Source organism: Massilia sp. ZL223 (assembly GCF_018119395.1).
Lineage (GTDB): Bacteria > Pseudomonadota > Gammaproteobacteria > Burkholderiales > Burkholderiaceae_D > Telluria.
In genome coordinates this window covers 1-25,872 of sequence record NZ_JAGPWD010000009.1, presented here as the reverse complement: position 1 = coordinate 25,872, position 25,872 = coordinate 1, and the positions used below count along the sequence as shown (strand labels likewise).

Below are 25,872 nucleotides of genomic sequence, written 5' to 3'. Positions count from 1 at the left end.
GCGATAAGCCATGCTCGAACTCGACCAGCTCAGCAAATCCTATGGCGGCCGCAGCGTGCTGGCCGGCCTGTCGCACGTGTTCGAAGCGGGCCGCTTCGTGGCCATCATGGGCGAGTCGGGGGTGGGCAAGTCGACCCTGCTGAACCTGATCGCGGGCCTGGATGCGCCCGATGCGGGACGTGTGATCGTCGACGGCATGGTGATGTCCGCGCTCGACGACGACGCCGCCACCCGCCTGCGCCGCACGCGCATGGGCTTCATCTTCCAGGCCTTCCACGTGCTGCCCCACCTGAGCCTGCGCCAGAACGTGGCGCTGCCGCTGCTGCTCAACCGGGAATCCAGCGAGCGCGCCGACGCGATGCTCGCGGCGGTGGGCCTGGCCGGACGCGGGGACGATTTCCCGCGCCAGCTCTCGGGCGGCGAGATGCAGCGGGTCGCCATCGCGCGCGCCCTGGTGCACCGCCCCGCCCTGCTGCTGGCGGACGAACCGACCGGGAACCTCGACCCGGAAACGGCCGACGGCATCCTCAAGCTGCTGCGCAGCGAAACCCGGGCCCACGGCGCCGGCGCCATCATGGTCACCCACTCCCACGCCGCCGCCGCGATGGCCGACGAAGTCCTGCTGCTGACCCGATCCGGATTGAAATTGGCGTAAATTCCGCGAAGAAAGAATGCTTTTGGCATCTGTTCGCGCATCTATTCGTTAAATAGCGTGCATTGCGTAAGACGCAATCGTAGTAGTATCACAACGACCCGCCACGCATAAGCCACCACAACAGGCAGGGCTACCTTCCAGAACAGTCGATCTGTCTTGAATCCATGTGCCTAATTGTGGAGATCCGCCATGAGCGTACGACAGAAAAAACAGGAAATGCTCGCAGCGATGCATCGCGCGCGCGCCCTGGAGCCATCGAGCTTCGTGCCCAATAAACTACTCGACACCCTGATCGAACGCATGCAGCTCAAGAACGACGCCGAGCTGTGCCGCGTGCTCGAGGTCCAGCCTCCGATCATCAGCAAGATCCGCCACCGCAAACTCAACGTGGGGGCGACCATCCTGCTGCGCATGCACGAAAAGTCGAATATTCCGATCCGCGAACTGAAGGAGCTGACCAGCGCATCGCAGATCCATTAATTCTGCGTGGGCGGACGTCCGGTCTTGAGCTGGGGCAGCGCGCCGAGCACGGTCTTGAGGGTGGCCACGTCCAGCTGGCCCAGCAGGGCCACGCCGATGCGCAGCAGTTCGCTCTTCTTGACGTCGATGCCGGCGCGCAGGCAGGCCTGCTTGACCTCGGCCAGCACCGCATATTCCTGCTCGGGCATGGTGAAGCTGTCGCGTACCAGGACGGGACGCGCTTCCGACACGGGTTCGCGCGGGGCCGCTGCCGGCGCGGCCGCCTTGCGTGCGGTCTTCTTCGCCGGCGGAGCCAGCACCGCCCTGGCGGCGGCCTTGACGGCGGTCTTGACGCCGGTCTTGCTCTTGCTGGTCACGGCCGCCTTGGGCGCCGCCGCCTTGGGGACCGCCTTAGGGGCTGGCTTGGTGGCCTTGGCCGTCTTCGCCGTTTTCGCCGCCGGGCTGGCGGGCGTCTTTCTCGGCATGTGCTGCTCCATCGTTCAAAAGGGCAAACAATATAAACGATTTGCCCGTTGAACGATAGGGACGCATGTCAAGCGAACGTGGTTTCTTCGTCTTCCGCGTCGCGCCAGGTCGCGGCGATGCGGGCGAATTCGCCTTCGACCGCGAAGAAGGCGTCGAGCACATCCGGATCGAAGTGGGTGCCGCGCCCCTGGCGCATGACCTCCAGCGCCTGCTCGTGCGAGAAGGCCGGCTTGTACACGCGGCGCGAAATCAGCGCGTCGTAGACGTCGGCCACCGCCATCAGGCGCGCCGACAAGGGGATGTCCTCGCCGCTCAGCTTCTCCGGATAGCCGGTCCCATCCCATTTCTCCTGGTGCGAATGGGCGATCTCGCGCGCGAACATCAGGAAGCTGTTGCTGCCGCCGATGTGCTCCTCGACCAGCATGATGGTGTCGCGCCCGTAGGCCGCGTGCAGCTTCATGATCTCGAATTCTTCCGGATCGAGCTTGCCCGGCTTGAGCAGGATGCGGTCGGGAATGGCGACCTTGCCGATGTCGTGCAGCGGCGCCGACTGGTACAGCAGGTCGATGTTCTCGTCCGTGAGCTTGTCCGCGAAGCGCGGATGGCCGCGCAGCTGCAGGGCCAGGGTGCGCACATACTGCTGCACGCGGCGGAGATGCTTGCCGCCGCTCTCGTTGCCGCGTTCGCTGCCGCGGGTTTCCGCCATCCAGGCCATGGCCATGATGATCGCCTCCTGCATCATCGTCAGCTGGGCGGTGCGCTGCTGGACCATGCGTTCCAGCACCTGGTTCTGGTTCTCCAGTACGCGGCGCGCCGCGCGCAGGCTCAGGTGGGTGGCCACCCGGGCGAACAGGATCGGCGGGCTGATCGGCTTGCCGAGGTAGTCGACCGCGCCCACCGACAGGCCCATGGCCTCGTCCTCGACCTGGTTCTTGGCGGTCAGGAAGATCACCGGGATGTCGGCCGTGGCCGGATTGGCCTTCAACTGGCGGCAGGTCTCGTAGCCGTCCATGCCCGGCATCATGACGTCGAGCAGGATCAGGTCGAGGTCCGGCGAACTGCCCGCGATCTGCAGCGCGGTGCTGCCGTTGGTGGCGACCTTGGTGTGGTACTTGTCCTTCAACAGGCGCGACAGCAGCATGATGTTGTCGGGCGTGTCGTCGACGATCAGGATGGTCGGCTTGTCCGCCGCCTTGTCCCGGAGTGCGAGAGTCATAGGTGTTCCGCGATGTCAGATGGGGAGTCGCCGGGCGTCGCACTGGCCTGCTTGAGCAGCGCCCGGGCTTCCTCGAATTCGTAGCGCGACAGGTGGGTCTCCAGGCGCGCCAGCGCGGCGGCCGGCATTACCCCGGCCAGGGCGCAGCGCACGCTGTCGAAGTAATCGGTCGCCTCGCCCGAGAACTCGGCCAGCAGGCCGTCCAGCTGGGCGATCGCCTCCTGCGCGTCCTGGCCGGCTTCGCACGGGCTGTCGGCCGCCGGCGTGCCGGCGCTGGCGAAGTGGCGGTCGAGCGCGGCCATCAGGCTGGCTAGGGCCTGTTCCAGCGCCGCGCCGCCGCGTCCCAGCGCCGCGGCATCCGGCGTCCTGCGCTTGGCCTGCTCTTCCACTTCCTGGGCCAGGGCCTGCACTTCGCGCGCGCCGATGTTGCCGCACACGCCGCGCAGAGAGTGGGCGCGGCTGGCGGCGTCGTTCAATCTTCCCGCAACCAGGTCGGCGCGGATGCAGCTGCCGGCGTCGCGCTGCGAGCCGCGCAGGCGGTCGAGCAGTTCCAGGTACAGCCTGGCGTTGCCGCCCACGTTGCGCAGGCCGAAAGCCGTGTCCAGGCCGGTCAGCTTGGGCAGGCCCTGCAGCGCGGCCGGATCTGGGGCTGCCTGGCCCGGGCGGCCAGGCATGCCCTTGCCCAGCCAGCGCGCCAGGGTGGCGTACAGCTTCTCGGGATCGACCGGCTTGGTGATGTAGTCCTGCATGCCTTCGCGCAGGCAGCGCTCGCGGATCTCGGCCAGCGCGTGCGCCGTCATCGCGATCACCGGCAGCTCGTTGAAGCGCGGGTCCTGGCGCAGTTCCACCGTGGCGGCATGGCCGTCGAGCTGGGGCATTTCCAGGTCCATCAGCACCAGGCGATAGGCGCCGGGGCCGGCCTCGAACAGCTTGTCCAGGGCCTGGCGGCCGGTCGAGGCGACGTCGACATCGATGCCCTGCGATTCCAGCAGTTCGCGCGCGATCTGCTGGTTGACCAGGTTGTCCTCGACCAGCAGCACGCGCGAGCCCTGGGCGCTGGCGCGCGCCACGCCGCTGGCGCCGCCCTCGAAGGCAGCGCGTGCGAACAGGCTGGCCAGGGCGTCGGCCAGGGCCGACTGCACGAAGGGCTTGTACAGCACGCCGTTGACGCCCGCGGCTTCCGCCTCGGCCTGCACGCCGTCGCGCCCGAAGGCGCTGACCAGGATGGTGAGCGGCTGGTGACGCAGGCCGGCGTTGGCCTTGACGCGGCGCACCAGCTCGATGCCGTCCATGCCCTGCATGCCGCAATCGGTCAGCAGCAGGCGGTAAGGCATGCCGGCGGCGTCGGCCGCGGCGATCGCGCCTTCGGCCCCGCGCCCGTCCGAGCAGCACTCCACGCGCAGCGGCAGCGCCGCCAGCGATTCGCGGAGCACCGCGCGCGCCAGCGCGCTGTCGTCCACCACCAGTACGCGCGCACCCGCCAGCTCCGGCGGCACCTGCAGCACGGTTTCCGGCTCGCCGGACAAGGCGAAATCGAGGTCGAAGTGGAAGGTCGAACCGGCGCCGGGGGCGCTCTCGACCGCGATGCAGCCGCCCATCAGGCCGACCAGCTGCTGGGAGATCGACAGGCCCAGGCCGGTCCCGCCGTACTCGCGGGTGGTCGAACCGTTGGCCTGGCTGAAGGCGCGGAACAGCTTGGCCTGCTGCTCTTCGCTGATGCCGATGCCGGTGTCGCGCACCGCGAAGCGCAGGCGGACTTTATCTTTCGCTGCGCCGCGCAGCGGAATGCAGGACAGCTGCAGCTCGCCGCCCGGCGTGAACTTGACCGCGTTGTTGACCAGGTTGATCAGGACCTGGCCCAGGCGCAGCGGGTCGCCCACCAGCTGGCGCGGCACCGCGTGCGGCACGTGGAACAGGTATTCGAGCTGCTTGTCGGCGGCGCGCTGGCTGGTGACGCTGGCCACGTTGGAGAGCACGTCGTCCAGGCAGAACGGCACCTGCTCGACGTCCAGCTTGCCGGCCTCGATCTTGGAAAAGTCGAGGATGTCGTTGATGATCCCCAGCAGCGAGAGCGCGGCGCGGTGGATCTTGCCCACGTAGTCCTGCTGCTTGGGATTGAGGTCGGTGCGCAGCGCCAGGTAGGCCATGCCGATGATGGCGCTCATCGGCGTGCGGATCTCGTGGCTCATGTTGGCCAGGAATTCGGACTTGGCCACGTTGGCCGCCTCGGCGCGCAGGTTGGACTGGGTCAGTTCCTCGGTGCGGGCGGCGATCTTCTGTTCCAGGTCTTCGTTCAGTTCCCGCAACTGCTGCTCGATGCGGCTCTTCTCGCGCAGCAGGCCATTGGTCACCTGTTCCGCCTGCCGCAGGCGGTTCAGGGTGTCGCGGAAGCTGCGCACGGCCGAGGACAGGCGCCCGACCTGGTCGCGCCGGCCGATGCCGGACAGGCGGATGTCGGTCTCGCCGCGCGCCAGCTTTTCCAGCGATTCCTGGATGTCGGCAAACGGCTCCGACATGCGGCGGCCCACCACGAAGACGCAGCCCACGATCGCCAGCGTCAGGAGGATGTTGGCGGCGGCGGTATGGACGATCTGGCCGCGCAGGTCCTCGTCGATCTGCTGGCGCGAGAAGGCCAGCTCGATGGCCCCCACCGGATAGGCGCGGGTGCCGTCGTTGTAGGTGATGCGGCGCCGCACCCGCACCGCGGCCTCGCCGTTGTCGCGGTTGGCCAGGGCAGCCAGCAGGGTGCCGTCCGGCGCCAGCACGCGCAGGGTCTGCACCTCGGGTGTCGCGCCAAGGGCGTCGACCACCGAGGACACGGCGGCGCTGTTGATGTCGAACAGCGGACGCGCCAGGGCGTGCGAGAGCACGGTGGCCTGGCGTTCGATGCGTTCCTGCAGCTTGGCGTCGGCCTCCACCCGCAGCGCATGCAGTGTGTAGGTGGTATACACCCCGGTCGAAAGCGCGACCGCCAGCACGATGCCCGCGCCGAGCCGGAACACGATGTTCTGGCGCCAGTTGTCGACCAGGCGGCGCGGGACCAGGCGCAGCGGGCGGCGGCGCCTGCCGATGGGATTGAGGGGATTAATACGCGCCCCCGCCACCTGAGCTCAGGGCCTGCTCGCGCTTGCGATAGGCGGGGCTGTTGCGTCCCTGCTCGATCGCATCCCACAGGCGCGCGGCCAGCTGCGGCTTGTTGGCGACGAAGGCGCGCGACAGCACCAGGTAATACGGCTTCTCGATCAGCGGCGCCGGCAGCATCTCGAGCCGGGCGCCGAGCGGCCCGCGCATCAGGCGCTTGGCGTCGCCGCCGCCGAGCGCCGCGCCGGCCAGGCGCCCCGCGATCAGCTTCTGCGCCAGTTCGTCCGAACGCTGGCTGCCCTCGTCCACCGGCACGTGCCGCGAGCGCAGGAAGTCGGCCACCGAGTAACCGAGCTGCACGCCGATGCGGCCGTCCAGGTTGTGGAATTGCTTGCCGTCCCAGCCAAGGCGGCTGCCGCGGCGGCGCACCAGCACGTAGCGGTCGATGTGCATGCGCTTGGCCGGGTCGGCATTGGCGCCGCCCGGATAGGCGCCGAGCTCCATGCGCTCGGGATTGAAACTGACCGCGAAGGCGCCGTCGACCTGGTTCGACTTGAGCTGCTCCAGGCAGCGCTTCCAGGGCATGCTCTGGAAATCGAAGCTCACGCCGGTGCGCTTGCTGACGTCCGCCAGCAGTTCGAAATTCAGCCCGCCGCCGTCGAGCGTGCGCCAGGGCGGCACTTCCTGGCGCTCGAAGCACAGGGTCACGCTGCCGGGCCCGGCAGCCTGGGTCTGGGCAGGCCCCAGCATGCACCAGGCGGCGAGGACGGGAACGACGAGCTGCTGGATGCGCATGCCGGGAAAATGTGGTTGAACGGACAAGTATTGAAGTATGCCATCAGAAATTGCCGAACAACAGCAAAATGAACCGAAAGTCACGTGGATACGACACCTCCGCCGGAGCCTGTATCATGAAGGCTCCGGCGAAACGCTGCCATGCGTGCGGCCGGCTGTGTAACGAAGCTGTAGCGATCTGGAGCATGTATGCGTATTGTGACCCACGGAGGCAAGTTCCACGCGGACGATGCCTGGGCCGTAGCGGTGTTGTTGATCCTCTTCCCGGAGGCCGAGCTGGTCCGCACCCGCGACCCCGCCATCATCGAGGCGGCCGACTTCGCGGTCGACGTCGGCGGCATCTGGGACCCGGCCACGGGCCGCTTCGACCACCACCAGAAGGGTTTCGAGGGCGCGCGCCAGAGCGGCGTGCCCTACGCGAGCGCCGGCCTGGTGTGGCGCGACTACGGCGCCCGCTGCGTCGCCGCCCTGGCCGAGGCCCACGCCGGCCGCAGCCTGGACGAGGACACGGCGCGCCAGCTCGCCTATGCCATCGACGCCGACATCGTCCAGTACCTGGATTTGTCGGACGTGGGCGCGGCCAAGAACGCGCCCGGCGGCTACGGCCTGTCGGCCGTGATCTCGGGCTACAACCCGAGCTGGATGGACGAGCAGCGCCTGGGCTACGGACCGGATGCCGAGGCCTACCGCACGGCGCAGTTCCGGCGCGCGGTGGCGGTGCTGACCGACATCATGGTCAATGCGGTCAAGTACCGGGTGGGCGCCCTGCTGGCGGTGGAACAGGTGCGCGGCGCGGAAGTGCTGGAAGGCGGACGCCTGCTGTTCCTGAAGAACGGCGCCCTGCCCTGGTCGGCGGTGGTGCGCAAGGAGATGCCGAAGGTCTTGTTCGTCATCAGCTACAACATGGCGGAGCAGCGCCACATGATCCACACGGTGTCGGTCAGCACGGAGAACTTCGACGCGCGCGCCGATTTGCCGGAAGCTTGGGCGGGGCTGAGAGATGCCGACCTGGCGGCGGTGACCGGGGTGCCGGATGCGGGGTTCTGCCACAACGGGCGCTTCATTGCTTCGGCCAAGTCCTACGAAGGTATCCGCGAAATGGCGCGCCTGGCGCTGGCGGAGGTGGATCGTCTTGCCGCTACTGCGGCGCCGGCCGCATAGGATTTTCGACCGCTACCCTTAAGACCGTCATTCCGGCGAAGGCCGGAACCCAAGTTTTGCATGCGTCACGACTGCGCATCGAACTTGGGTCCCGGCCTTCGCCGGGACGACGGTTTTACGGATAGCTGAAAAAGGTGACGGCAGCGGTCTTAAGCGGTAACAGCCGCACGCGCATGCAAATCCCACAGCGCGCCGACACGCAACCCTGCGTGCACCGGCTTCACCTCGTCGATCCCCAGTTCCTCCATCAGCGCGATCAAGAGCGCCAGCCCGCCCGGCAGGTGCGGCGCACGCGCCGCCGGCTCCCAGGCCAGGCGCACCCGAGCCAGGTGACCCGCCTCCACGACCAGGCGGCGTAAGCGCATCAGGCTGTCGCGATTCAGGCCATCCGCCTGGGCGATCTCGGCCAGCGCCCGCACGGTGCCGCAGGCGCCGTAGGCAATCCGCCCGGCCTTCCGCCCCAGCACCGACTGGGCGAAGCGGCTGCGTCCCGAGCGCACCGCCGCCTCGAAGCCCACCTCGTCGATGCGGCCGTCGCCGAAGAAAGTCAGACTCTGGCGCACCGCCCCCACCGCATACGATTCGATGCGCTCGATACGCTCTCCCCGCCCCAGCACCAGCTCGGTCGACCCGCTGCCGATGTCGGCCACCAGGCGCGGCTCATCAAGCCCAGCGCCGAGCGTGCTGGCCACGCCCAGGTAGACCAGGCGTCCCGCCTCGCTGCCGTCGATCAGCTCGATCCGCCGTCCCAGGGCCTGCTCGGCGGCCGGCAGGAACACCGGCGCGTTGCGCGCCAGGCGCAGGACCGAGGTCGCCACCACCCGCACCGCCTCCGGACGCCAGGCGTCCAGGGAACGCCGGAACTCGCCCAGGCAGCTCAATGCGCGCCGCATCGCCGCCGCGCACAGGTAGCCGTCTTCGTCCAGGGTGGCGGCCAGCCGCACCGGCTCGGCCATCGTGGCCACGAGGGCCAGCGCGCCTTTCTCGACGCGCCCGACGTGCAGGCGAAAGCTGTCCGAGCCGAGTTCCACGGCGGCGTACAAGGGAGATTCAAGAGTGGGTGGCGTCATGGTCGTTCCTGCTGCGATGTGCGGCAGGATACGGCCCGGATGTGACAAGCGCGTGACGCGGCGGCTCAGACCTCGGCCACGGCCGCGACGGCTTGGGAAACGCGGTTGCGTCCCGCCTGCTTGGCGGCCACCAGCGCCTCGTCGGCGCGCTGGAACAGGGTCACGGTGCTGTCTTCGGGACGGATGGTGGTCACGCCGAAGCTGGCGGTCATCTTGATCAGCGCGCGCTCGCTCTTGACGGGGGTGGCCTCGATGGCGGCGCGGATGCGCTCGGCCACCAGGGTGGCCTCGTCGAGATTGGTGCGCGGCAGCAGGATCGCGAACTCGACGCCGACCAGGCGGCCCAGCATGTCGCTGTCGCGCAGCTGGCGCTTGCACAGCTCCACCACGTGGCGCAGCACGGCGTCGCCGGCCGGGTGGCCGTAGCCGTCGTTGACGCGCTTGAACTGGTCGAGGTCGAGCACCACCAGGGCGGTCGGCAGGCCGGGACGGCGCGCCAGCGCCATCCACGGGGCCAGCGCGCTGAAGAAGCCGCGCCGGTTCGGCACGTCGGTGAGCGGGTCCACCAGTTCCAGGCGCGCCAGCTCGCGCTGCGCGCGTTCGCGCGCCAGCAGCAGCATGCCGAAGCAGTTCCCCAGCATCAGCAGGTAGAGCGCGGCGACGAACAGCTGGCCGAGCATCTCGCTGCTCATCCAGCCCCAGCCGGCAGGCAGCAGCATCACGAACAGGCCTCGTGCGGCCACCACCAGGGCCAGCACCGCCGTCACCAGCGCCAGGAAGCGCTGCAGCAGGCTGCTGTCCTTCCAGCGGCTGGCCAGGGCCGCCGCGCCGGACAGATAGAAAGCGCCCAGCAGGAGCGAGACGGCCACGCTGCGCAGGCCGTCCTCGTCGATCAGGTAGCAAATCAGGAAAGCCAGGATCGCCAGGCCGCCCAGCACCAGGGTCGGACGGCGCCAGCCTTCGCGGCCGACGGCTTCCCAGGAGGCGCCCGCCTCGACCGCCACGCCGGCCAGCAGCAGCGCATAGCCGCCGGGGACCGCGATCGCCGGCGGCACGACATTGCTCGCGCCCAGCGCCAGCAGCAGCCAGGCGCCGCCCTGGATCTGCCTGGACAGGCTCCATGCGGCCAGCGCCTGGGACCGCACCGGGCCGTGATCGAAGAAGGTCAGCAGCGCGACCAGGGCCAGGTTGCCCAGGGCCAGGACCAATACCATGGTGGAGGCGTCCAGGGTCATCATGTCAGTACTCGTGTTCGACCTGGGTGGTGCCGTCGCCGACCTTGCTGGCCCAGGCGCGGGCGAAATATTCCTGTTCCGCGCCGCTGGGCGGCTCGTGCCAGAACACGATCAGGGTGCCCTTGTGATCGTGCAGCTGGGTCAGCTTCTCGACGAAACGCGGATTTCCGTCGGCATCCGCCAGGGCCATCGCATAGCCGTACACGCGCTGCAGCCGCTCGATCCTGTCCGGCTCGGTCGGGCTGTTGGTGGCGGTGATCGTGGGATGGTCCAGGAACATGGAAGCTCAATAGGGTCTGGTCGAGTGGCGCGTGGCGGCCAGCTTATCAGAAAGCGATGCCTGGCAACAAGCTGCGCCGGGCCGCCCCGCCCTCGCCTATACTGCTCACCATGTCCGCCCCCGCCGACCCGCCTTCGCCCGAGCAGCCGCCTCCGCTGGTACGCACCGAGGGCGACCGCCGCACCCTGGAATTCATGCCCGGCGACATCCAGAGCGAAATGCGGCTGTCGCGGCCCGACGCGCTGGTGCTGGCCTATGCCCGCGCCATGATGTGCTTCGCCCTGTTCGCGCCGCACCCGCGCCACATCGTGATGGTGGGCCTGGGCGGCGGTTCGCTGGCCAAGTTCTGCTACCGGCGCTTTCCCCGCGCCCGGATCACGGTGCTCGAGCTGCGCGCCGACGTGATCGCCCTGCGCGAGCAATTCCACGTGCCGCCGGACGATGCGCGCCTGCGCGTGCTGCACTGCGACGCCACGCGCTGGCTGGCGGCCAATCCCGGCCAGGCCGACGTGCTGCTGGTGGACGGCTTCGACGCCAGCGGCCTGCCGTCCGCCCTGTCGAGCGCGCGCTTCTATGCCGATTGCCGGCGCTGCCTGCGCCCGGACGGGGTGATGGTTGCCAACATCTTCACTTACGATCCTGACTATGTCGCTGCGGTGCAACGCCTGCGCGCCGCCTTCGACGGCAGGCTGGCCTGGTTCCGCGGCATCGCCGGCAACAACCAGATCCTGTTCGCCGTGCGGCCCGGCGCCGCTGCGGCGTCCCCGGGCGCCGCCGAACGGCGGCTGCTGCGCATCCTGCGGCCGCGCGGCTTCGGCTGGGCCTGGACCAACCGCCTGCTGGCGCGCGCAGTGCTTGCCTGGCTGTCACGCCGCGCTGTCTGAGGTCTGCCACAAGGGGGTGGACGAATCGTCCAGAGGGGCACATTTCGTTTGCGAAACCACCCGTTTTTGTGACAAACTGGCGCGCACTAATGCCCATTGGCAAGCCCTCTTACACTCAGATCAAAGTAGCCACCCTGGACCAACACATGCCGCGTCGCCGCCTGCCCTTGTCGCTCACCCTCGCGGCGGCCCTCACGCTCGGGGGCGGCCTGGCCGCATCCGGCGCCCTGTTCCTGGGCGTCAGCCACCTCGAATGCGACAACATGGCGCTCGCCTTTGCGCAGCGCGCCGACGAGCGCGTGGCCGCGGTGCGCCAGGGCATGGACCAGGCGGTCGAGGTCCTGACCGTCACCAACCAGCTGTTCGCGCGCGGCGAGCCGGTATCGCGCCAGCAGTTCGCCGACTTCACCTCGGCCCTGCTGGAACGCCACCGCTTCATCCAGGCCTTCAACTACCACCGCGTGGTGCGGGCCGAGGACCGCGCGGCGGCCGAAGCCGCCCTGCAGCAGGTCCGCCCGAACACCATCTTCACCGAGCTGCGCCCGGAAGGCCAGGTACCGGCCCCGATGCGCGGCCGCTACCACGTGGTCGACTACCTGGAACCGATGGCGGGCAACGAAGCCGCCTTCGGCCTGAACGTGTCCCAGAACGCAGAAGTGATGGGCGCGCTCGACATCGCCCGCGGTTCCGGCCGCGCCGCCGCCACCGGCCTGTTCGCCCTGGCCCAGGACGCCACGCCCCAGCCCAGCTTCGAGATGATCCTGCCGATCCTGGACAAGGATGGCGCGATGACCGGCGACACCGCCGTGATCATCCGCGGCAACGAACTGGTGCGCTCCTCGCTGGCCGGCGCCGGCCTGCTCGAATCGAACGACATCTTCGTGTCGGTGTATGCCAGCGAACATGCGGACGCGAACAAGCGCCTGCTGTCCACCGGCCCGACCCAGGTCTCGCACGACCACTTCCTGGCCGACTGGCTGATGCCCGACGGCCCGGCCGTGCACAGCACCGTGCTGCGCATCGCCGGCCGCCCGTGGCGCATCGACGTCGCCGCGGCGACCCGCCCCTTCCTGGCCGACCACATGGCGTCCACCGCCCTGCTGGTGGGCGGCATCCTGATCACCCTGCTCAGCACCGCTTTCGTGCAGGCCTCCGGCCAGCGCGCGCGCAAGGTCCAGCAGCTGGTGCGCCAGCGCACCGCCGACCTGCGCCGCACCAACCGCCGCCTGGTCGAGGACATGATCGCCCGCGAGCGCGCCGAGAAGGCCCTGCAGCAGAGCGAGCAGCGCTTCCGCCAGCTGGTCTCGATGTCCTCCGACTGGTACTGGGAGCAGGACGCCGCGCTGCGCTTCACCATGGTGACCGGCGCCTTCACCGAAAAGACCGGCGTGCCGGTCGACACCGTGCTGGGCAAGACGCGCTGGGAATTCCAGCCCGACCTGCTGGAAACCGAATCCGGGCGCGCCCACATCGCCCAGGTCAAGGCGCACGAGCCCTTCGCCAACCTCGAATACAAGACCGTCGACGAATTCGGCGACACCCGCTGGTTCTGCGTCAACGGCCAGCCGGTGTTCGACGAGACCGGCACCCTGGCCGGCTACCGCGGCACCGGCAGCGACATCACCGAGCGCAAGCTCACCGAGCAGCGCGTCCACCATGTGGCCCAGCACGACGTGCTGACCGGCCTGCCGAACCGCTCCCTGCTCCAGGACCGCCTGGGCCAGGCGATCGCCTACGCCACCCGCAGCGGCTACCCGGTATGGGTGATGCTGATCGACCTGGACCGCTTCAAGTTCGTCAACGACAGCATGGGCCACAAGGCCGGCGACGTGCTCCTGATGACGGTGGCGGCGCGCCTGCGCGGCTCGCTGCGCGACACCGACACCGTGGCGCGCCTGTCGGGCGACGAATTCGTGGTGATCCTGTCCGAGCACGCCGAGGAGCCGCTGCGCCCCGAGATCGTGCAGCGCGTGATGGATTCGGTGGCCCAGCCGGTCATGCTCGGCACCAAGGAATTCTTCGTCACCTGCTCGATCGGCGTGGCGGTCTACCCGAGCGAAGGGACGCCGGCCGACAGCCTGATCGAACACGCCGACATCGCGATGTACAGCGCCAAGAAGATGGGGCGCAACAACTTCCAGTTCTACACCCCGGCGATGAACGAAGAGTCGCTGGAGCGCGTGCGCATCGAGGGCGCGCTGCGCAATGCGCTGGAGCGCAACGAATTCGTGCTGCATTACCAGCCCCAGGTCGACCTCAAGAGCGGCCGCATCGTCGGCATGGAAGCCCTGATCCGCTGGAACCACCCGGAGCTGGGCATGGTTCCGCCGGTGCGCTTCATCGGCATCGCCGAGGAAACCGGCCTGATCGTGCAGATCGGCGCCTGGGTGATGCGCACCGCCTGCGCCCAGAACAAGGCCTGGCAGGATGCGGGCCTGGGCAAGCTGAGGGTGGCCGTCAACCTGTCGGCGCGCCAGTTCGGCGCGGCCGACCTGATCGCCAGCCTGGAATCGGTGCTGAACGACACCGGCCTCGATCCGGACTGCCTGGAGATCGAGCTCACCGAAAGCCTGTTCATGAGCGACGTGACGCCGGCGGTGGAGTTGCTGCACCGCATGAAGTCGCTGGGCGTGAACCTGTCGATCGACGACTTCGGCACCGGCTATTCGAGCCTGTCCTACCTGTCGCGCTTCCCGATCGACGTGCTCAAGATCGACCGCTCCTTCGTGGCCGACATCACCCACGACGTCAACGACGCGGCGATCGTCACCTCGATCATCGCGCTGGCGCACAACCTGAAGCTGGCGGTGATCGCGGAAGGCGTGGAAACGGCCGAACAGCTGGACTACCTGCGCACCCACGGCTGCGACGAGATGCAGGGCTATTACTTCAGCAAGCCGCTGCCGGCCGCGGACTTCGAGCAGATGCTGCGCCAGGGGCGCTGCCTGGCGCTGCCGGCGCCGGAAGACGAGGCCTTCACCGCTTCGGCGGCCTGAAACCAGGGTGCGGCGCCTTCGCCGCCCTCCCTGGCGGGCTTCGGAAAATTCCTACAGCAAAAAAAATTGACCACAAATAACTTTTTGTGGCCAATACGACATCATTAGCGATACAATATCCGTGTCTCTTTTGCAATCCCGAGTCCCGGAGAATACGATGATGAACGAAACGCGTGAGTTGCCCGCCGAAGCAGCACAGCGCAGGCAGCGCACCGACAGCCGCACGCGCGACCTGGTGAACCAGGCGATCGCGTCGGTTCCGACCCTCGGCCTGCAGCGCGCAGCCGAATTCCTGGCGACGATGAACGTCCCGGCTGAAGTGGCCGTCCGGGTGCTGGTCTATCCGCACCGCCGCCGCGCCAACTGAGTCCTTCACGTGCGCCTTGCGCGCACGCTGAGCGCGAACCGGGCCGAGGCGCGGCGCGGTTTTCGCGCGATGCCGCGGCCGCTCGGGCCGGGCATGCCTGTCCCTCAGCGCTTCTTTTCCTGCTGGACGATGTCGGCCAGCGACTCCCGTCCTTTCTCGGTCAGCAGGTAGCCACCCGCCTCGTTCGCGGCGACGTGCGATTTGAGGTTCAGGAACTGCAGCACCTCGGCGTCGACCGCCGCCTGCGGATCCTCCGCCAGGGCGCGCAATCCCACCACGCAGCGGCGCAGGAACAGTACTTCCTGCCCCTTCCTGGTCAGCGTGATGCGGCCGTCGCGGCCGAATTCGATCATCTTCAGGCCCGAAAGGCGCTTGGCGTTGCGCCCCACGCAGGCGGTGGAGGTATCCTTCTTCGTGCCACGGCGCACCAGCTCGAGGGCGTCGTATTCGTCTGTCGTCAGCTTTTCGTTCTTCATTACCGCTTTCAAATCAATCAGGGCGCGCCATGGTAACCGGGGCGACCGTCTGCGGCAACTGCGGCGACGCCGCGGGGCTGCGTTGCTAGCGCAGCGAACGCAAGGCGTACCACCCGAGCCCGAGGCTGGCGGCCAGTCCCAGCGCCATCGCCAGCTGCATGCGGCGCGTCTCGACGACGCCGCGTCCCAGGTAAATCTTGTTGTACAAAGTCGAACCCATTGTCTCCTCCTGCCGTGGGGTGGTATGGCTTTAATTATAGAAAACCATGCATTGCAGCCGCGTGACAAGCAGCACGCCGGCACACCTGGGCGGCAAAAAAGCAACACCGGGCCTCCGCCTAGCGCGCGCCGGACGGCATGGGGGCCTGTTAGGATCATACGACATTGACAACTTTTACCGGAGCACAGCATGAACGATCCGACCAAGGCGGACCCGGCCAACAGCCGGCCCGGCATCTTCGACGAGGCCGACATCGGCAGCGGCGAAAAGACCCCTGGCCAGCGCGAAACCGAAGAGATGATCCGCCAGATTCCGCCGCTGCCGCCCTCCAACCGGCAATCCAGCGAAGGACAGCCGCTGCAGGGCGAAGGAGACAAGGGCAAGGGCGCCCAGCCGGAGTCCGGCAACCGCCAGGCCTCCGGCGCCTGAATGAAGCGGTAACTGAAGCGTTAACTCAGCTTGCCCGGATCGGCGGTTCGGGCAGGCGCGGCTCCTGGACGGGAGCGTTGGTGGGATCCGGCACGTCGTCCGGCACCGGCGGCTGCGGCGGCGGCTGCTTCGGATCGGTGGGCGTGTCGGGCTCGGGCGTGATATGCGCCTCGATGGTGGTGAAATCGCGCAGAGGGTCCTGCGCCGTGAGCATGTTCATGGTGGGCCTCTCAGTGACTCAGTGAAGTCGAAACCGTGCGCCGTCCATGCGGCGCGGCGCACGAGAGCGGGAAGGCAAAGGGCTTGCCTCCGTGGGTAATGCTGCGGCGGGCGGGCGCCCGCCGCGAAAGCTGCGTAGGCCGCGGCTTAATGGTTCTGCTTCTGCTTCGCGCCGCCGCCCGCGCCCTTGTCGGTGCTGGCGCGTTCGCGCGACATGTGGTCATGGCTGCTCTTGTCGCTCACGCCGGCGCGTTCCTTGGCCTGGTCCTGCTCGGACTTGTTGTTGTTGGCCGATTGCTGGTTCTGCTGTCCGCTCGATTTGGAATTGCTCATCGTATGCCTCCTGATCAAAACGTTGGGTGTCGTGCGCAGCCTAGCACGGATGCGGCGGGCAGGTTTTCAATCGTGCGGCGGCTCGGCTATAGTGGAAGCCCCTTCATTCGACACCCGCCCATGCGCCTTCTTCGCCTGCTTCCGCTCTCCCTCCTGGCCGCCCTCCACGCCCAGGCCGCGCCGATGAAACTGGCCGACTACCTGGCGCTGAGCGGACCCGCGCCCGGCGCGCGCATCGCCTATGGCCCGGCGGCCTCGCAGTACGCGGAACTGTTCCTGCCTCAGGGGCAGGGCCCCTTCCCGGTGGCCGTGCTGGTGCACGGCGGCTGCTGGACCAGCAAGTTCGGGGGCATCGCCCAGCTGCGCAACATGGCGGGCGCCCTGGCGCAGCGCGGCATCGCGGTCTGGAACGTCGAATACCGGCGGGTGGACGAGCCGGGCGGCGGCTATCCGGGCATGTACGAGGACATGCATGCGGCGCTGGACGCCCTGCGCGCCCAGGCCGGCAAGCAGCCGCTCGACCTGGACCGCATCGTGGCGGTCGGCCATTCGGCCGGCGGCCAGCTGGTGCAATGGATCGCCGGACGGGAACGCATTCCGCAAAGCAGCCCCCTGTACCGGACCAATCCGCTGCCGGTCCGCCATATCGTGAGCCTGGGCGGCCTGGCCGACCTGCGCAAGGAAGCGGCCCTGATCCAGTCCAGCTGCGGGCGCGATACCGCCCAGCTGGCCGGCACGGCAAGCGCGCAGCGGCCGGACGTGTTCGTGGATACCAATGCCGCCGAACTCACGCCGAACGGCAGCCGCACCTGGCTGGTAACCGGCGCCCTCGACACCATCTCGCCGCCGCGCGTGGCGCACGACTACGCCGCACGCGCGCGCGCCGCCGGCGACCGCGCCGAGGTCGTAATCCTGCCCGAGGCCAGCCACTACGACGAGGTGGCGGCCAGCTCGCCCGCCTGGCCGCAAGTACTGCGCGTCATCGAGGGCGCGCTCGGCCTCAATCCTTGAACAGCGAGGCCACGCGCCGCGCCAGCGGCGCTTCCAGCACCAGCTCGCTGCGCGCCACCGCGACGCAGGGCAGGATCCAGCCCTCGCGCTTTTCGTCGGCCGACAGGCCGGGCCACTCGATCAGGTAGGCCACCTGTCCGCTGCGCAGGCGGCAGATGCAGGTGCGGCAGGTGCCGTTGCGGCAGGAACTGGGCAAGTCCAGCCCCGCGTGTTCCGCCGCGTGCAACAGGGTGGTGCTCTCGTCCGCGCCGAAGCTTTCGCCGCTCGGCTGCAGAGTAATCGTATGGATCGTGGGAGACATAGGCGCCGATTGTAGCGCGATCGCTCCTCCATTCCTGAAAGCATGCTGGGTTCGTTCTCGCACAGACTCGACTGCTGGGCCTCTCTACGCTGGAAACTCCAGAAGCGAGAGCAGGAGTACGATATGAAACGAACGATGACCGCCCCCCTGATCATGGCCGCCCTGATCGGCGCCCTTCCCCACCTGGCCAGCGCAGCCCAGGCCGGCAACACGCAGCCGCCCGCGGCCCAGCCCGCACTGCCCGCACCCGCACAGGAAGCCCCGGCGCCCGGCGCCACCCTGGCCATGCCTGGCCAGCCGGCGATGCCGGGAACGGCCCCGGCAGCCCGGGGCCAGGCGAGCGCCAAGCAGGCCCAATTCGAGCGCCTGCTGCGCGCCCAGGTGCTGCTCGACCGCGCCCACTTCTCGCCCGGCGAGATCGACGGCGCCTATGGCTCCAACATGCGCCAGGCCCTGAGCGGCTTCCAGGCCGCACGCAAGCTGCCGGTCACCGGCAAGCTGGACGAGGCCACCTGGAACGCGCTCAACGAAGACAACAGTCCGACCCTCCTGACCTACACCCTGGTGGAAGCCGACGTCGCCGGTCCCTTCCGCCCGGTGCCGGAAGATATGATGGCCAAGGCCTCGCTGCCGGCGCTCGGCTACGCCAGCGCGGTCGAGGGCCTGGGCGAGAAATTCCACGCCAGCCCCAAGCTGCTCGAACGCCTCAACCCGGGCAAGAGCATGGCGCGCGCCGGCGAACAGATCATTGTGCCGAACATCGTCGGCAAGTCCGCGCTGGCCAAGGCCAGCAAGGTGGTGGTGCGCGATTCGACCAAGACCCTCATGCTGTTCGATGCCGGCGGCCAGCTGCTGGCCCAGTATCCGGCGTCCACCGGCAGCCAGTACGATCCGCTGCCGGTCGGCACCTGGAAGATCGAGGGCGTGCACGCGAATCCGGTGTACAACTACAACCCGAAGCTGTTCTGGGATGCCGAGCCGGGCGACAAGAAGGCCAAGGTAGCGCCGGGGCCGAACAACCCGGTGGGCGTGGCCTGGATCGATTTGTCGAAGCCGCACTACGGCATCCACGGCACCCCGGTGCCAGGCCACGTGGGCAAGACCGAATCGCATGGCTGTATCCGCCTGACCAACTGGAGCGCCGCCGAAGTGGCGGGCCTGGTGGCGGCCGGAACAGAGGTGGTCCTGCAGGACTGATGCTCTAGAAACGATCGAACGGAGGACGAGATGAAATGGCTGATGACCTTCCTGGCCGGCGCGCTGGTCGGCGCCGGGGTGCTGTTCGTGTTCCTGAACGAGGTGCCGGAAGAGCCGGCGCCGGTGGCCGCAGTGGCGCCGCCGCCACCGGCACCCGCGGCGGCTCCCGCGGCGCCCGCAGCGCCTGAAGCGGCGCCGCCCGCCCAGGGCCAGGGAGGCTCGGTAGTGCAGACCGACCTGTCCGACACCGAGCTGCCGATGCGTCCGTCCTCCAGCTCCCTGTCCGCCGCCAACGCCACGCCGGGGACCGCTTCCGCCGTTCCGGGCAAGCTGATGGTGCCGGTCCAGGGCGTGAAGGCCTCGGCCCTGACCGACACTTTCGACCAGCCGCGCGGCAACCAGCGCCACCACGAAGCGCTGGACATCATGGCGCCCAAGGGCACGCCAGTGGTCGCGGCCGCCGACGGCAAGGTCGTCAAGCTCTTCACGAGCAAGCCCGGCGGCCTGACCGTCTACCAGTTCGACCCGAGCGAAAAATTCGCCTACTACTACGCCCATCTCGACCGCTATGCGGACGGCCTGCAGGAAGGCATGGTGCTCAAGCGCGGCGACGTGCTGGGCTATGTGGGCGTCACCGGCAATTCGGATCCGAACGCGCCCCACCTGCACTTCGCCGTGGTCGAACTCACGCCGGAAAAGCAGTGGTGGAAAGGCACGCCGCTCAATCCGTATCCGCTGCTCAAGGAGTGAGCTCGGCGCCGCCGGCAGGTTCGTCGATGTCCGTCCCGACGTTGATCGCCGCGTAGGCGCGCTGCACGGCCACCGCCTCGGCGCTGTCCTTGCCGTACAATTCCTCCGCCGAGAGGATCATCTTGGCGCGCGCATCCGCGTAGTTGGTGCTGGACGTGAACTTGGTGGTATTGGCGTGGAACCAGATGCGGAAGGCCTTGTCGGTCCCGATGCCGCTCATGGCCGCCGGTTCCTTGACCAGGTACTTGCTGTAGGCGTCGCTGTCCTTGTCCGCATCCGAGCCGCGCGCCAGGAAGTAGAACATGCGGTTGTTCGGGCCGCTGCTGTAGTGCACGTCCAGGCGCCGCAGGCGGGTGCTCCAGGCGTCATGGCTGATGCCATCCTTGCTCGGCTTGACCATGTAGCGCAACGGCGTGCCGTTGCGGCTGATCTCGGTCCCCAGCATCCAGTCGTTGCCCTCGTCGGGAATGACTTCGCCCTTGCCGCCCGCGCGGGCGTAGGCTTCCACGACTTCCCCCGAGATATCGGAGCTCGATTCGTTCAGGCCGCCGGACTCGCCCGCATACACCAGGTTCGAGGTCGCCGCCGTCACCCCGTGGCCCATCTCGTGGCCGATCACATCGATCGAGCCCAGGCTGGTGAAATAGGTGCCGTCGCCGATGAACATGCAGCGGCAGGTGTCGCTGTAATAGGCGTTGTCGTAGCCGCGGTTGACGTGGGCGGCGATGTAGGTGGCCGTGTCGTGGCCGTCGAGCGAGCGCCAGCCCAGCACGTTCTTCATGGTGTCGTAGGTGTTCATCAGGCCCCACATCGCGTTCACGGCGGCGGTCTGGCCGTTGGGAGCCGTGGTGCTGCTGCCTTCGACGAACTGCTTGCCGTCGCCCCAGGTGTTGGTGGCGTTGGTGTAGACCTTGCCGGCGCTGCCGCCGTTGTTGGCGTTGGTGATCGCCATCGCCCCGAAGGTGCCGCCCTTGCCGCGCTCCGGGTCGAGCATGCGGTACAGGCCGTCGGAGAGGGTCGTGCTGAGCGGGACTTCGCCGTTGTACTGGCTCTTGCCGACGCCGGTCGCGGTCTGCAGCATGCTCCACTGGTCGATCAGCTGGCCGTCGCGCGCGCTGACGACGGTGTCGTGGTACAGCGGCTGCTCCCCCAGGCGCATGCGAGTGCGCACCAGCCAGGCGAGTTCGTAGTGGTCGACGGTCTCCTGCAGGTCGACGGCGTTCAGTTCTTCCTCGGCTTTGTTCTCCGCACCCGGTGCGCGCTCGTCGCGCATGACCGGATAGATCAGGAGCTCGGCGCGCGGCGCGACGATGTGGGCGGCGCCGGGCACCAGGTGGGCCATGGCCGCCGCGATCGCCGCCTTGGCGCCCAGTTGCGGCCTGACGTTGAAGCTGACGGTCTTGGCGCCCAGGCGGTTGGCCGCGCCCCGGCCCAGGTGCAGCCGGCGCGGCGAGGCGCTTTCCGACACCACCTTCAGCCTGTCGTCGAGCACCACCACCGAATCGGAACCGAAGATGCGCAAGCCTTTATAGGTGTGCGCCGCGCGCACCACCTGGGTGCCGCGGGCGCCCGGATGCTGGCCGAGGACGCGGTAGGAATGGTCCTGGTCGAGGCCCTGGGCGGCGCGCGAGGTGGTGAGCTGTCCCAGCACCGAGGCCCTGCCCTTCGCGTCCAGGCTCTGGGGCGGGCTCATGATGGGCGCGGCGCTTGCGCCCTGGAGGAGCAGGATCGCGGCCGCGAGACAGGCCGCGGTGCGGGTGAAGGGCCGGCTTTTGTGCGAAGTATGCTGCGGGGTCGTGTGGGGGATCATCTCGTCTCCATCCGGTCAGTCCCGGCCTCGGGCGGGCACGGGTCATCGGCCAGTGTGGACGAGCTTGTAGAGGAGAATTTGCTTGGACGCAAAAGATTTGCCGGTGCGGGTCGCGCGGCGGCAAAGGATGTGAGGGAGGTGGTGATGCGGATGCGGAAGGCTGGCGGCTAATGCCTTTGAGTTTGCCGACAGACCGTCGTCCCGGGACTGGGCGTCCCCCTTGGCCGGGAACGACGTTCATATGCTGCGAACGGGCTTAACGATAGCGGTCGCGCCGGTTAAGGAGGTACCAGGCAGTACCTACTACAGCAGTAGCAATCGCCGCCTTCTTCACCAGCCCACCCGGATTGTGCTTCCACTCGGCTTGCAAGCCCATCTCGGCGAACACATTCGGCACCTTCCCATGCGCCAGGTCGTCGACAACGCCCTCGACCACATTGACCCGGTCCGCCAGCAGCAAAAGCATCCAGTGCCGCAAATCGTTCTCGGTGGACTTGAACGCCGCACGCCGGATCATCCCCGACAGCCCGGACGGCGGCTGCGCCGTCCCGAACAGCGGCGTGATGCCGGGACGCTCAGGCGACACCAGCACCTCCACGCGCTCCGGCTGTTTCTCCGGCAAACCTTCCTTGGCGTCCGTGTAGCGCGGCGGCGTGCGCTCCATCGGCACGGCGGGGCGGTTCTTGCGGTCGAGGTCCGCGCCCCAGCCCTGGATGTGCGACAGCTCATCCGGCGACGGGCGGCGCGGCACGATGTGCCCCTGGGTCGGATGCGCGTGGACATGCCCCTCCGCGCCGTGGTGGTGGTGGTGTTCGGTCATCTCGTGACGTGTTTCCATATTCCCTCCTCAGTGCAATGCGGTTGCCGACACCGCACGCACCTGGTCGGCGTTGGGCGGAATCAGGACGGTCTTGATGCAGTTGTCGAGCTTGCTCGAGAAGATATGGTACGCCTCGGCGACCTCCTCCAGCGGCACCCGGTGGGTGATGATTTCCTTCGGGTTCAGGCGGCCCTCGCGGATGTGCTCGATCAGGCGCGGCAGGTGGCGCTTGACGCTGGCCTGGTTCATGCGCAGGGTCAGGCCCTTGTTCAGGGCATTGCCCATCGGGACGGCGTTGAAGGTCGGGCCGTAGACGCCGACGATGGACACGTTGCCGCCCTTGCGCACCGAGTTGATGCACCAGTGCAGCACGGTGGCCGCGCCGGCCTGCATTTTCATCAGGCGCCCGGTCAGGGTCTGGGCAATGCTGCCGGCCGCGTCGCCGCCGACCGCGTCGATACAGACGTCGGCGCCCATCCAGTCGGTCATCTTCTTGATGTGCAGCGCCATGTCGTCCACTTCGCGGAAGTTCACCACTTCGCACTGCGCATAGCGCTGGACGAACTCGAGCCGGTATTCCACTTCGTCGACCACGATCACTCGGCCCGCGCCCATCAGCCAGGCCGACTTGGCGGCGAAGATGCCGACCGGCCCTGCTCCGAACACGACCACGGTGTCGCCCTGCTGGATGTCGCCCATCTCGGCCGCCTGGTATCCGGTCGGCAGCGCGTCGGTGAGCAGCACGGCGTCGTCGTCGTCGATGTCGTGCGGGATCACCAGCGGGCCGACGTCGGCCATCGGCACGCGCACCAGCTCGGCCTGGCCGCCGTCGTAGCCGCCCGCCGTGTGCGAGTAGCCGTAGATGGCGCCCACCGCCGTGGCCTCGGCGTTCGTGTTGTGGCAGTTGCCGTACAGCTCGTGCTGGCAGAAGAAGCAGGAACCGCAGAAGATGTTGAAGGGCACCAGGACCTTGTCGCCCACCTTCAGGTTCTGCACGCCGGAGCCGACTTCCTGCACCACGCCGATGAATTCATGGCCGAAGGTATGTCCGACGCGGGTGTCGGGCACCATGCCGTGGTACAGGTGCAGGTCCGAACCGCAGATGCAGGTGCGGGTGACGCGCACGATGGCGTCGCCCGGGTGCTCGATGACCGGTTCGGGCTTCTGGTCGGCGCGGACGCGGTAAGGCCCGCGGTAGTTCATTGCCAGCATAAGTCCTCCTCCTCAATGGTTTGACGAAGTCCGCCCAACAGGACGAACTGTTGTGCCAACACGTTATGTCAAAATACCAAGGAAGGCGATACGCGCACGGAAACGAAATGATGAATTCGCCGATTTTTTACGAAGATGCACGCAAAAGCATTCACGTACAGAAATTTTAGGCGCATGCATCCTTATAGCTGGCGCGCTTCAAAGGTGTTGCAATCCTCCACCTTGCCGCTGTCCAGGCCGCGGCGGAACCAGCGTACCCGCTGGGCCGAGCTGCCGTGGGTAAAGGAATCGGGCACCACCACGCCGCGCGACTGTTTCTGCAGCGCGTCGTCACCGATGGCCGAGGCCGCCGCCAGCGCCGCTTCCACGTCGCCCTGCTCCAGGATCTGTTCGCGCTGGTTGGTGCGGTTGGCCCATACGCCGGCGAAGCAGTCGGCCTGCAGTTCCAGGCGCACCGAGAGCGCATTGCCCTCGCTTTCGGACAGGCGCTGCTGGGCGGAATGCACCTTGTCGGACAGGCCCAGCAGGTTCTGCACGTGGTGCCCCACCTCATGCGCGATCACATAGGCCTGCGGGAATTCTCCGGACACATTGAAGCGCTGCTGCATCAGGCGGAAGAAGTCGAGGTCGATGTAGACCCGCTGGTCCGGCGGGCAATAGAAGGGGCCAGTGGCGCTCTGGCCGGTGCCGCAGGCGGTGGGCGTGGCGCCCTCGAACAGCACCAGGCGCGCCGGCGTGTACTGGGCGCCCTGCTCGCGGAAGATGGCGGCCCACACGTCTTCGGTATAGGCCAGGGTGGTGCGCACGAACTGGGTTTCGCGGTCGTTGGCCGGCTCCGCGCGGGTCTGCTGCTGCACCGGCGCCGGCGAGCCGCCGCCCAGCAGACTCAGGATGGTGCCGGGATCGACCCCGAAGATGGCGCCGCCGATCAGGGCGATCACCAGGGTGCCGATGCCCACCGTGCGCCCGCCGAATCCGAATCCACCGCCTCCGCCGCGGCGGTCCTCCACGTTGTCGCTCTGACGGTCGCCTTCCCATTTCATGCTGTTCTCCTCCGGCGCCGGGGTCTATTTGCCTCCGTGCCGCTTCAGGTTGCTCGTATCGGGCCGTTCGCGCGCATCCTTGGTGCGGAAATCGTCCGCCGGCGCTATCCCCGCGCGCGCCTCGTCATGCAGGCTGCGCTCGTGGCGTTCGCGTTCGATTTCGCGTGCGATGCGGTCGCGCGGAATATCGTCCCGTTCTCTGGTAGCCATCGTCTCTCTCCCATTGTTGTGAACGGCTGTCCTGCCCAGTATGGACAGGGGCCGGCACACTCACTGTACGACCATTCACATAGTGCAGCAATTTTGCAGGAAAGCCGTGCACGCTTGGGTTGGGCAACGCACGGAAGCCGCTTCGCCCGCGTGCGAGGCTGGGAGCATGAACCCGTCCCACGCCACCGCCCTGCTTTCACTGGGCAACAGTCTGCGCCAGGCAGGCTACCGTTTCATGACCGTCACGCCCTCCACCCACCGGCGCATCAACTGCCGCCCCGGGAACGAGCGCGCGCTGGACCTGCGCGGCATCTTCGGCTGGAGCCGGCCTTTCGCGCCGGACCTGCTGCCGCCGCGCATGCTCGCGCTGATGCGCGAAGCCGGCATCGTGAAGGAGGAAGGCAGCCTGCTGCGCTCGACCCTGCGGGTCTCCACCTTGGGCGAACAGCTGCTGTTCCACTCGGCCTACCCGACCGACGCGGACGACTCGGTATTCTTCGGTCCGGATACCTACCGCTTCGTGGGCACCATGGAACGGGCCTTTCCCTGGCTGGGTTCGGGGCCGACGCGGGCGGTCGACATCGGCTGCGGAGGCGGCGCGGCGGCGATCACGATCGCCCACAAGTTCCCGCACGCGGAAGTGATCGGGACCGACGTCAACGAGAAGGCTCTGGCGCTGGCCGCCGTGAACGGGCGCCTGGCGCGTACCGCCAACCTGGCGCTGCGGCGGAGCGACCTGTTCGATGGGCTGGAAGGCGACTTCGACCTGATCGTCTCGAACCCTCCCTACATCCTGGATGAGGACGAGCGGCCCTACCGCCATGGCGGCGGCGAGCGCGGCGCGGAAATCTCGCGCCGGATCGTCGAAGAGGGGCTTGAACGGCTGCGGCCGGGAGGCAGCCTCATGTTGTACACCGGGGTAGCGATCAGCGGCCCGGACGATCATTTCCTGGACAGCGTGCGGGCGCTGCTGGAGCGGGCCTGCGGCAACTGGCATTACGAGGAGCTGGACCCGGATATTTTCGGTGGACAGCTCGGGGAGCCCGGCTATGAAGAGGTGGAACGCATCGCGGCCGTTTGGCTGCATGCGGTGAAGCGCTGAAGCGGGGGGGGCGCCCCCGGCCCCCCCCCCCCCCCCCCCCCCCCGGGGCCGGGG

At 68.0% G+C, this 25,872-nt stretch carries 28 protein-coding genes; 11 read left to right on the top strand and 17 right to left on the bottom strand.

Annotated elements, in window-relative coordinates; translation table 11 throughout:
* Positions 1 to 10: 10 nt before the first annotated feature.
* Both KBW95_RS08255 and KBW95_RS08250 read left to right on the top strand, forming a co-directional pair.
* Positions 11 to 655 (top strand): ABC transporter ATP-binding protein, encoded by a 645-nt coding sequence (locus tag KBW95_RS08255; RefSeq protein WP_211527949.1) that lies wholly within the window; start codon positions 11 to 13, stop codon positions 653 to 655.
* A 189-nt stretch (positions 656 to 844) separates the two neighbouring features.
* Complete coding sequence (locus KBW95_RS08250) at positions 845 to 1,135, top strand: hypothetical protein (protein ID WP_211525441.1); 291 nt, start codon at positions 845 to 847, stop codon at positions 1,133 to 1,135.
* On the opposite strand, the gene KBW95_RS08245 is transcribed toward KBW95_RS08250, so the two are convergent.
* The 4 genes from KBW95_RS08245 to KBW95_RS08230 all read right to left on the bottom strand — a co-directional run bounded on the left by KBW95_RS08245 (position 1,132) and on the right by KBW95_RS08230 (position 6,692).
* Positions 1,132 to 1,599: a hypothetical protein gene (locus KBW95_RS08245; protein ID WP_211527948.1), complete on the bottom strand. Its 468-nt coding sequence runs from the start codon at positions 1,597 to 1,599 to the stop codon at positions 1,132 to 1,134. The two genes, KBW95_RS08250 and KBW95_RS08245, sit on opposite strands and share 4 nt — an antisense overlap.
* Positions 1,600 to 1,667: 68 nt before the next feature.
* Positions 1,668 to 2,816, bottom strand: a complete 1,149-nt coding sequence (locus KBW95_RS08240; protein ID WP_211527947.1) for a two-component system response regulator — start codon at positions 2,814 to 2,816, stop codon at positions 1,668 to 1,670.
* On the bottom strand, positions 2,813 to 5,920 hold the full coding sequence (locus KBW95_RS08235; RefSeq protein WP_211527946.1) for a hybrid sensor histidine kinase/response regulator: 3,108 nt from the start codon (positions 5,918 to 5,920) through the stop codon (positions 2,813 to 2,815). Before KBW95_RS08235 ends, KBW95_RS08240 begins: the two co-directional genes overlap by 4 nt.
* The gene (locus KBW95_RS08230; RefSeq protein ID WP_229429624.1) at positions 5,901 to 6,692 is read right to left on the bottom strand and encodes an ABC transporter substrate-binding protein; all 792 of its coding nucleotides are present in this window, start codon (positions 6,690 to 6,692) and stop codon (positions 5,901 to 5,903) included. Before KBW95_RS08230 ends, KBW95_RS08235 begins: the two co-directional genes overlap by 20 nt.
* 189 nt (positions 6,693 to 6,881) lie before the next feature.
* Between KBW95_RS08230 and KBW95_RS08225 the strand changes: the two genes are divergently transcribed.
* Positions 6,882 to 7,853 (top strand): MYG1 family protein, encoded by a 972-nt coding sequence (locus KBW95_RS08225; RefSeq protein WP_211527945.1) that lies wholly within the window; start codon positions 6,882 to 6,884, stop codon positions 7,851 to 7,853.
* 149 nt (positions 7,854 to 8,002) lie between these two features.
* Here the strand turns inward: KBW95_RS08225 and KBW95_RS08220 are convergent, their stop codons facing one another.
* From KBW95_RS08220 to KBW95_RS08210, 3 genes are all read right to left on the bottom strand, one after another.
* Positions 8,003 to 8,923, bottom strand: coding sequence for a hypothetical protein (locus tag KBW95_RS08220; RefSeq protein ID WP_211527944.1), 921 nt, complete (start codon positions 8,921 to 8,923; stop codon positions 8,003 to 8,005).
* Between the two features lie 65 nt (positions 8,924 to 8,988).
* On the bottom strand, positions 8,989 to 10,161 hold the full coding sequence (locus KBW95_RS08215; RefSeq protein ID WP_211527943.1) for a sensor domain-containing diguanylate cyclase: 1,173 nt from the start codon (positions 10,159 to 10,161) through the stop codon (positions 8,989 to 8,991).
* 1 nt (position 10,162) lies between these two features.
* Positions 10,163 to 10,438 (bottom strand): hypothetical protein, encoded by a 276-nt coding sequence (locus tag KBW95_RS08210; RefSeq protein ID WP_211525449.1) that lies wholly within the window; start codon positions 10,436 to 10,438, stop codon positions 10,163 to 10,165.
* 110 nt (positions 10,439 to 10,548) lie between these two features.
* Between KBW95_RS08210 and KBW95_RS08205 the strand changes: the two genes are divergently transcribed.
* The 3 genes from KBW95_RS08205 (at position 10,549) to KBW95_RS08195 (ending at position 14,685) form a co-directional block, all read left to right on the top strand.
* Entirely contained in the window at positions 10,549 to 11,322 is a 774-nt protein-coding gene (locus KBW95_RS08205; RefSeq protein WP_211527995.1) for a fused MFS/spermidine synthase, read from the top strand.
* A gap of 146 nt (positions 11,323 to 11,468) precedes the next feature.
* The gene (locus KBW95_RS08200) at positions 11,469 to 14,318 is read left to right on the top strand and encodes an EAL domain-containing protein (protein WP_211527942.1); all 2,850 of its coding nucleotides are present in this window, start codon (positions 11,469 to 11,471) and stop codon (positions 14,316 to 14,318) included.
* Positions 14,319 to 14,475: 157 nt separating this feature from the next.
* The gene (locus KBW95_RS08195; protein ID WP_211525451.1) at positions 14,476 to 14,685 is read left to right on the top strand and encodes a hypothetical protein; all 210 of its coding nucleotides are present in this window, start codon (positions 14,476 to 14,478) and stop codon (positions 14,683 to 14,685) included.
* A 104-nt stretch (positions 14,686 to 14,789) separates the two neighbouring features.
* Here the strand turns inward: KBW95_RS08195 and KBW95_RS08190 are convergent, their stop codons facing one another.
* Both KBW95_RS08190 and KBW95_RS24710 read right to left on the bottom strand, forming a co-directional pair.
* On the bottom strand, positions 14,790 to 15,161 hold the full coding sequence (locus tag KBW95_RS08190) for a hypothetical protein (protein WP_211525452.1): 372 nt from the start codon (positions 15,159 to 15,161) through the stop codon (positions 14,790 to 14,792).
* 85 nt (positions 15,162 to 15,246) lie between these two features.
* Positions 15,247 to 15,381: a hypothetical protein gene (locus KBW95_RS24710; RefSeq protein WP_267875444.1), complete on the bottom strand. Its 135-nt coding sequence runs from the start codon at positions 15,379 to 15,381 to the stop codon at positions 15,247 to 15,249.
* Between the two features lie 189 nt (positions 15,382 to 15,570).
* On the opposite strand from KBW95_RS24710, the gene KBW95_RS08185 reads away from it, so the two are divergent.
* A complete protein-coding gene (locus KBW95_RS08185) occupies positions 15,571 to 15,810 on the top strand; it encodes a hypothetical protein (protein WP_211527941.1) in 240 nt (79 codons plus the stop codon).
* Positions 15,811 to 15,835: 25 nt separating this feature from the next.
* Here KBW95_RS08185 and KBW95_RS08180 read toward each other — a convergent pair whose 3' ends face one another.
* Positions 15,836 to 16,030 (bottom strand): hypothetical protein, encoded by a 195-nt coding sequence (locus KBW95_RS08180; RefSeq protein ID WP_229429623.1) that lies wholly within the window; start codon positions 16,028 to 16,030, stop codon positions 15,836 to 15,838.
* Positions 16,031 to 16,176: 146 nt separating this feature from the next.
* On the bottom strand, positions 16,177 to 16,362 hold the full coding sequence (locus KBW95_RS08175; protein WP_211525454.1) for a hypothetical protein: 186 nt from the start codon (positions 16,360 to 16,362) through the stop codon (positions 16,177 to 16,179).
* Positions 16,363 to 16,482: 120 nt separating this feature from the next.
* Here KBW95_RS08175 and KBW95_RS08170 point away from each other — a divergent pair, with 120 nt between their 5' ends.
* Positions 16,483 to 17,373: an alpha/beta hydrolase gene (locus KBW95_RS08170; protein ID WP_211525455.1), complete on the top strand. Its 891-nt coding sequence runs from the start codon at positions 16,483 to 16,485 to the stop codon at positions 17,371 to 17,373.
* Here the strand turns inward: KBW95_RS08170 and KBW95_RS08165 are convergent.
* Positions 17,363 to 17,674 carry a 2Fe-2S iron-sulfur cluster-binding protein gene (locus tag KBW95_RS08165; RefSeq protein ID WP_211525456.1) on the bottom strand — a complete coding sequence of 104 codons (312 nt, stop codon included), beginning with the start codon at positions 17,672 to 17,674 and terminating at the stop codon, positions 17,363 to 17,365. The two genes, KBW95_RS08170 and KBW95_RS08165, sit on opposite strands and share 11 nt — an antisense overlap.
* 123 nt (positions 17,675 to 17,797) lie before the next feature.
* Between KBW95_RS08165 and KBW95_RS08160 the strand changes: the two genes are divergently transcribed.
* Both KBW95_RS08160 and KBW95_RS08155 read left to right on the top strand, forming a co-directional pair.
* A complete protein-coding gene (locus KBW95_RS08160; RefSeq protein WP_211527940.1) occupies positions 17,798 to 18,871 on the top strand; it encodes a L,D-transpeptidase in 1,074 nt (357 codons plus the stop codon).
* 30 nt (positions 18,872 to 18,901) lie between these two features.
* Complete coding sequence (locus tag KBW95_RS08155; RefSeq protein ID WP_229429622.1) at positions 18,902 to 19,621, top strand: M23 family metallopeptidase; 720 nt, start codon at positions 18,902 to 18,904, stop codon at positions 19,619 to 19,621.
* Here the strand turns inward: KBW95_RS08155 and KBW95_RS08150 are convergent.
* From KBW95_RS08150 to KBW95_RS08130, 5 genes are all read right to left on the bottom strand, one after another.
* Positions 19,611 to 21,431, bottom strand: a complete 1,821-nt coding sequence (locus KBW95_RS08150) for a M4 family metallopeptidase (protein WP_229429621.1) — start codon at positions 21,429 to 21,431, stop codon at positions 19,611 to 19,613. The two genes, KBW95_RS08155 and KBW95_RS08150, sit on opposite strands and share 11 nt — an antisense overlap.
* A gap of 256 nt (positions 21,432 to 21,687) precedes the next feature.
* Positions 21,688 to 22,269 (bottom strand): hypothetical protein, encoded by a 582-nt coding sequence (locus KBW95_RS08145; protein WP_211525458.1) that lies wholly within the window; start codon positions 22,267 to 22,269, stop codon positions 21,688 to 21,690.
* Positions 22,270 to 22,278: 9 nt separating this feature from the next.
* On the bottom strand, positions 22,279 to 23,463 hold the full coding sequence (locus KBW95_RS08140; RefSeq protein ID WP_211527939.1) for a zinc-dependent alcohol dehydrogenase: 1,185 nt from the start codon (positions 23,461 to 23,463) through the stop codon (positions 22,279 to 22,281).
* Positions 23,464 to 23,645: 182 nt separating this feature from the next.
* Positions 23,646 to 24,506 carry a neutral zinc metallopeptidase gene (locus tag KBW95_RS08135; protein WP_211525460.1) on the bottom strand — a complete coding sequence of 287 codons (861 nt, stop codon included), beginning with the start codon at positions 24,504 to 24,506 and terminating at the stop codon, positions 23,646 to 23,648.
* A gap of 24 nt (positions 24,507 to 24,530) precedes the next feature.
* Positions 24,531 to 24,716 carry a hypothetical protein gene (locus tag KBW95_RS08130; protein ID WP_211525461.1) on the bottom strand — a complete coding sequence of 62 codons (186 nt, stop codon included), beginning with the start codon at positions 24,714 to 24,716 and terminating at the stop codon, positions 24,531 to 24,533.
* Between the two features lie 166 nt (positions 24,717 to 24,882).
* Here KBW95_RS08130 and KBW95_RS08125 point away from each other — a divergent pair, with 166 nt between their 5' ends.
* Complete coding sequence (locus KBW95_RS08125) at positions 24,883 to 25,818, top strand: class I SAM-dependent methyltransferase (protein WP_211527938.1); 936 nt, start codon at positions 24,883 to 24,885, stop codon at positions 25,816 to 25,818.
* The last annotated feature ends 54 nt before the right edge of the window (positions 25,819 to 25,872 follow it).

Excerpts from the sequence above, each read along its gene's own strand:
- KBW95_RS08255 (WP_211527949.1), top strand. The coding sequence starts at position 11 with ATGCTCGAACTCGACCAGCTCAGCAAATCCTATGGCGGCCGCAGCGTG.
- KBW95_RS08250 (WP_211525441.1), top strand. The coding sequence starts at position 845 with ATGAGCGTACGACAGAAAAAACAGGAAATGCTCGCAGCGATGCATCGC.
- KBW95_RS08245 (WP_211527948.1), bottom strand. The coding sequence starts at position 1,599 with ATGCCGAGAAAGACGCCCGCCAGCCCGGCGGCGAAAACGGCGAAGACG.
- KBW95_RS08240 (WP_211527947.1), bottom strand. The coding sequence starts at position 2,816 with ATGACTCTCGCACTCCGGGACAAGGCGGCGGACAAGCCGACCATCCTG.
- KBW95_RS08230 (WP_229429624.1), bottom strand. The coding sequence starts at position 6,692 with ATGCGCATCCAGCAGCTCGTCGTTCCCGTCCTCGCCGCCTGGTGCATG.
- KBW95_RS08225 (WP_211527945.1), top strand. The coding sequence starts at position 6,882 with ATGCGTATTGTGACCCACGGAGGCAAGTTCCACGCGGACGATGCCTGG.
- KBW95_RS08220 (WP_211527944.1), bottom strand. The coding sequence starts at position 8,923 with ATGACGCCACCCACTCTTGAATCTCCCTTGTACGCCGCCGTGGAACTC.
- KBW95_RS08215 (WP_211527943.1), bottom strand. The coding sequence starts at position 10,161 with ATGATGACCCTGGACGCCTCCACCATGGTATTGGTCCTGGCCCTGGGC.
- KBW95_RS08210 (WP_211525449.1), bottom strand. The coding sequence starts at position 10,438 with ATGTTCCTGGACCATCCCACGATCACCGCCACCAACAGCCCGACCGAG.
- KBW95_RS08205 (WP_211527995.1), top strand. The coding sequence starts at position 10,549 with ATGTCCGCCCCCGCCGACCCGCCTTCGCCCGAGCAGCCGCCTCCGCTG.
- KBW95_RS08200 (WP_211527942.1), top strand. The coding sequence starts at position 11,469 with ATGCCGCGTCGCCGCCTGCCCTTGTCGCTCACCCTCGCGGCGGCCCTC.
- KBW95_RS08195 (WP_211525451.1), top strand. The coding sequence starts at position 14,476 with ATGATGAACGAAACGCGTGAGTTGCCCGCCGAAGCAGCACAGCGCAGG.
- KBW95_RS08190 (WP_211525452.1), bottom strand. The coding sequence starts at position 15,161 with ATGAAGAACGAAAAGCTGACGACAGACGAATACGACGCCCTCGAGCTG.
- KBW95_RS24710 (WP_267875444.1), bottom strand. The coding sequence starts at position 15,381 with ATGGGTTCGACTTTGTACAACAAGATTTACCTGGGACGCGGCGTCGTC.
- KBW95_RS08185 (WP_211527941.1), top strand. The coding sequence starts at position 15,571 with ATGAACGATCCGACCAAGGCGGACCCGGCCAACAGCCGGCCCGGCATC.
- KBW95_RS08180 (WP_229429623.1), bottom strand. The coding sequence starts at position 16,030 with ATGAACATGCTCACGGCGCAGGACCCTCTGCGCGATTTCACCACCATC.
- KBW95_RS08175 (WP_211525454.1), bottom strand. The coding sequence starts at position 16,362 with ATGAGCAATTCCAAATCGAGCGGACAGCAGAACCAGCAATCGGCCAAC.
- KBW95_RS08170 (WP_211525455.1), top strand. The coding sequence starts at position 16,483 with ATGCGCCTTCTTCGCCTGCTTCCGCTCTCCCTCCTGGCCGCCCTCCAC.
- KBW95_RS08165 (WP_211525456.1), bottom strand. The coding sequence starts at position 17,674 with ATGTCTCCCACGATCCATACGATTACTCTGCAGCCGAGCGGCGAAAGC.
- KBW95_RS08160 (WP_211527940.1), top strand. The coding sequence starts at position 17,798 with ATGAAACGAACGATGACCGCCCCCCTGATCATGGCCGCCCTGATCGGC.
- KBW95_RS08155 (WP_229429622.1), top strand. The coding sequence starts at position 18,902 with ATGAAATGGCTGATGACCTTCCTGGCCGGCGCGCTGGTCGGCGCCGGG.
- KBW95_RS08150 (WP_229429621.1), bottom strand. The coding sequence starts at position 21,431 with ATGATCCCCCACACGACCCCGCAGCATACTTCGCACAAAAGCCGGCCC.
- KBW95_RS08145 (WP_211525458.1), bottom strand. The coding sequence starts at position 22,269 with ATGGAAACACGTCACGAGATGACCGAACACCACCACCACCACGGCGCG.
- KBW95_RS08140 (WP_211527939.1), bottom strand. The coding sequence starts at position 23,463 with ATGCTGGCAATGAACTACCGCGGGCCTTACCGCGTCCGCGCCGACCAG.
- KBW95_RS08135 (WP_211525460.1), bottom strand. The coding sequence starts at position 24,506 with ATGAAATGGGAAGGCGACCGTCAGAGCGACAACGTGGAGGACCGCCGC.
- KBW95_RS08130 (WP_211525461.1), bottom strand. The coding sequence starts at position 24,716 with ATGGCTACCAGAGAACGGGACGATATTCCGCGCGACCGCATCGCACGC.
- KBW95_RS08125 (WP_211527938.1), top strand. The coding sequence starts at position 24,883 with ATGAACCCGTCCCACGCCACCGCCCTGCTTTCACTGGGCAACAGTCTG.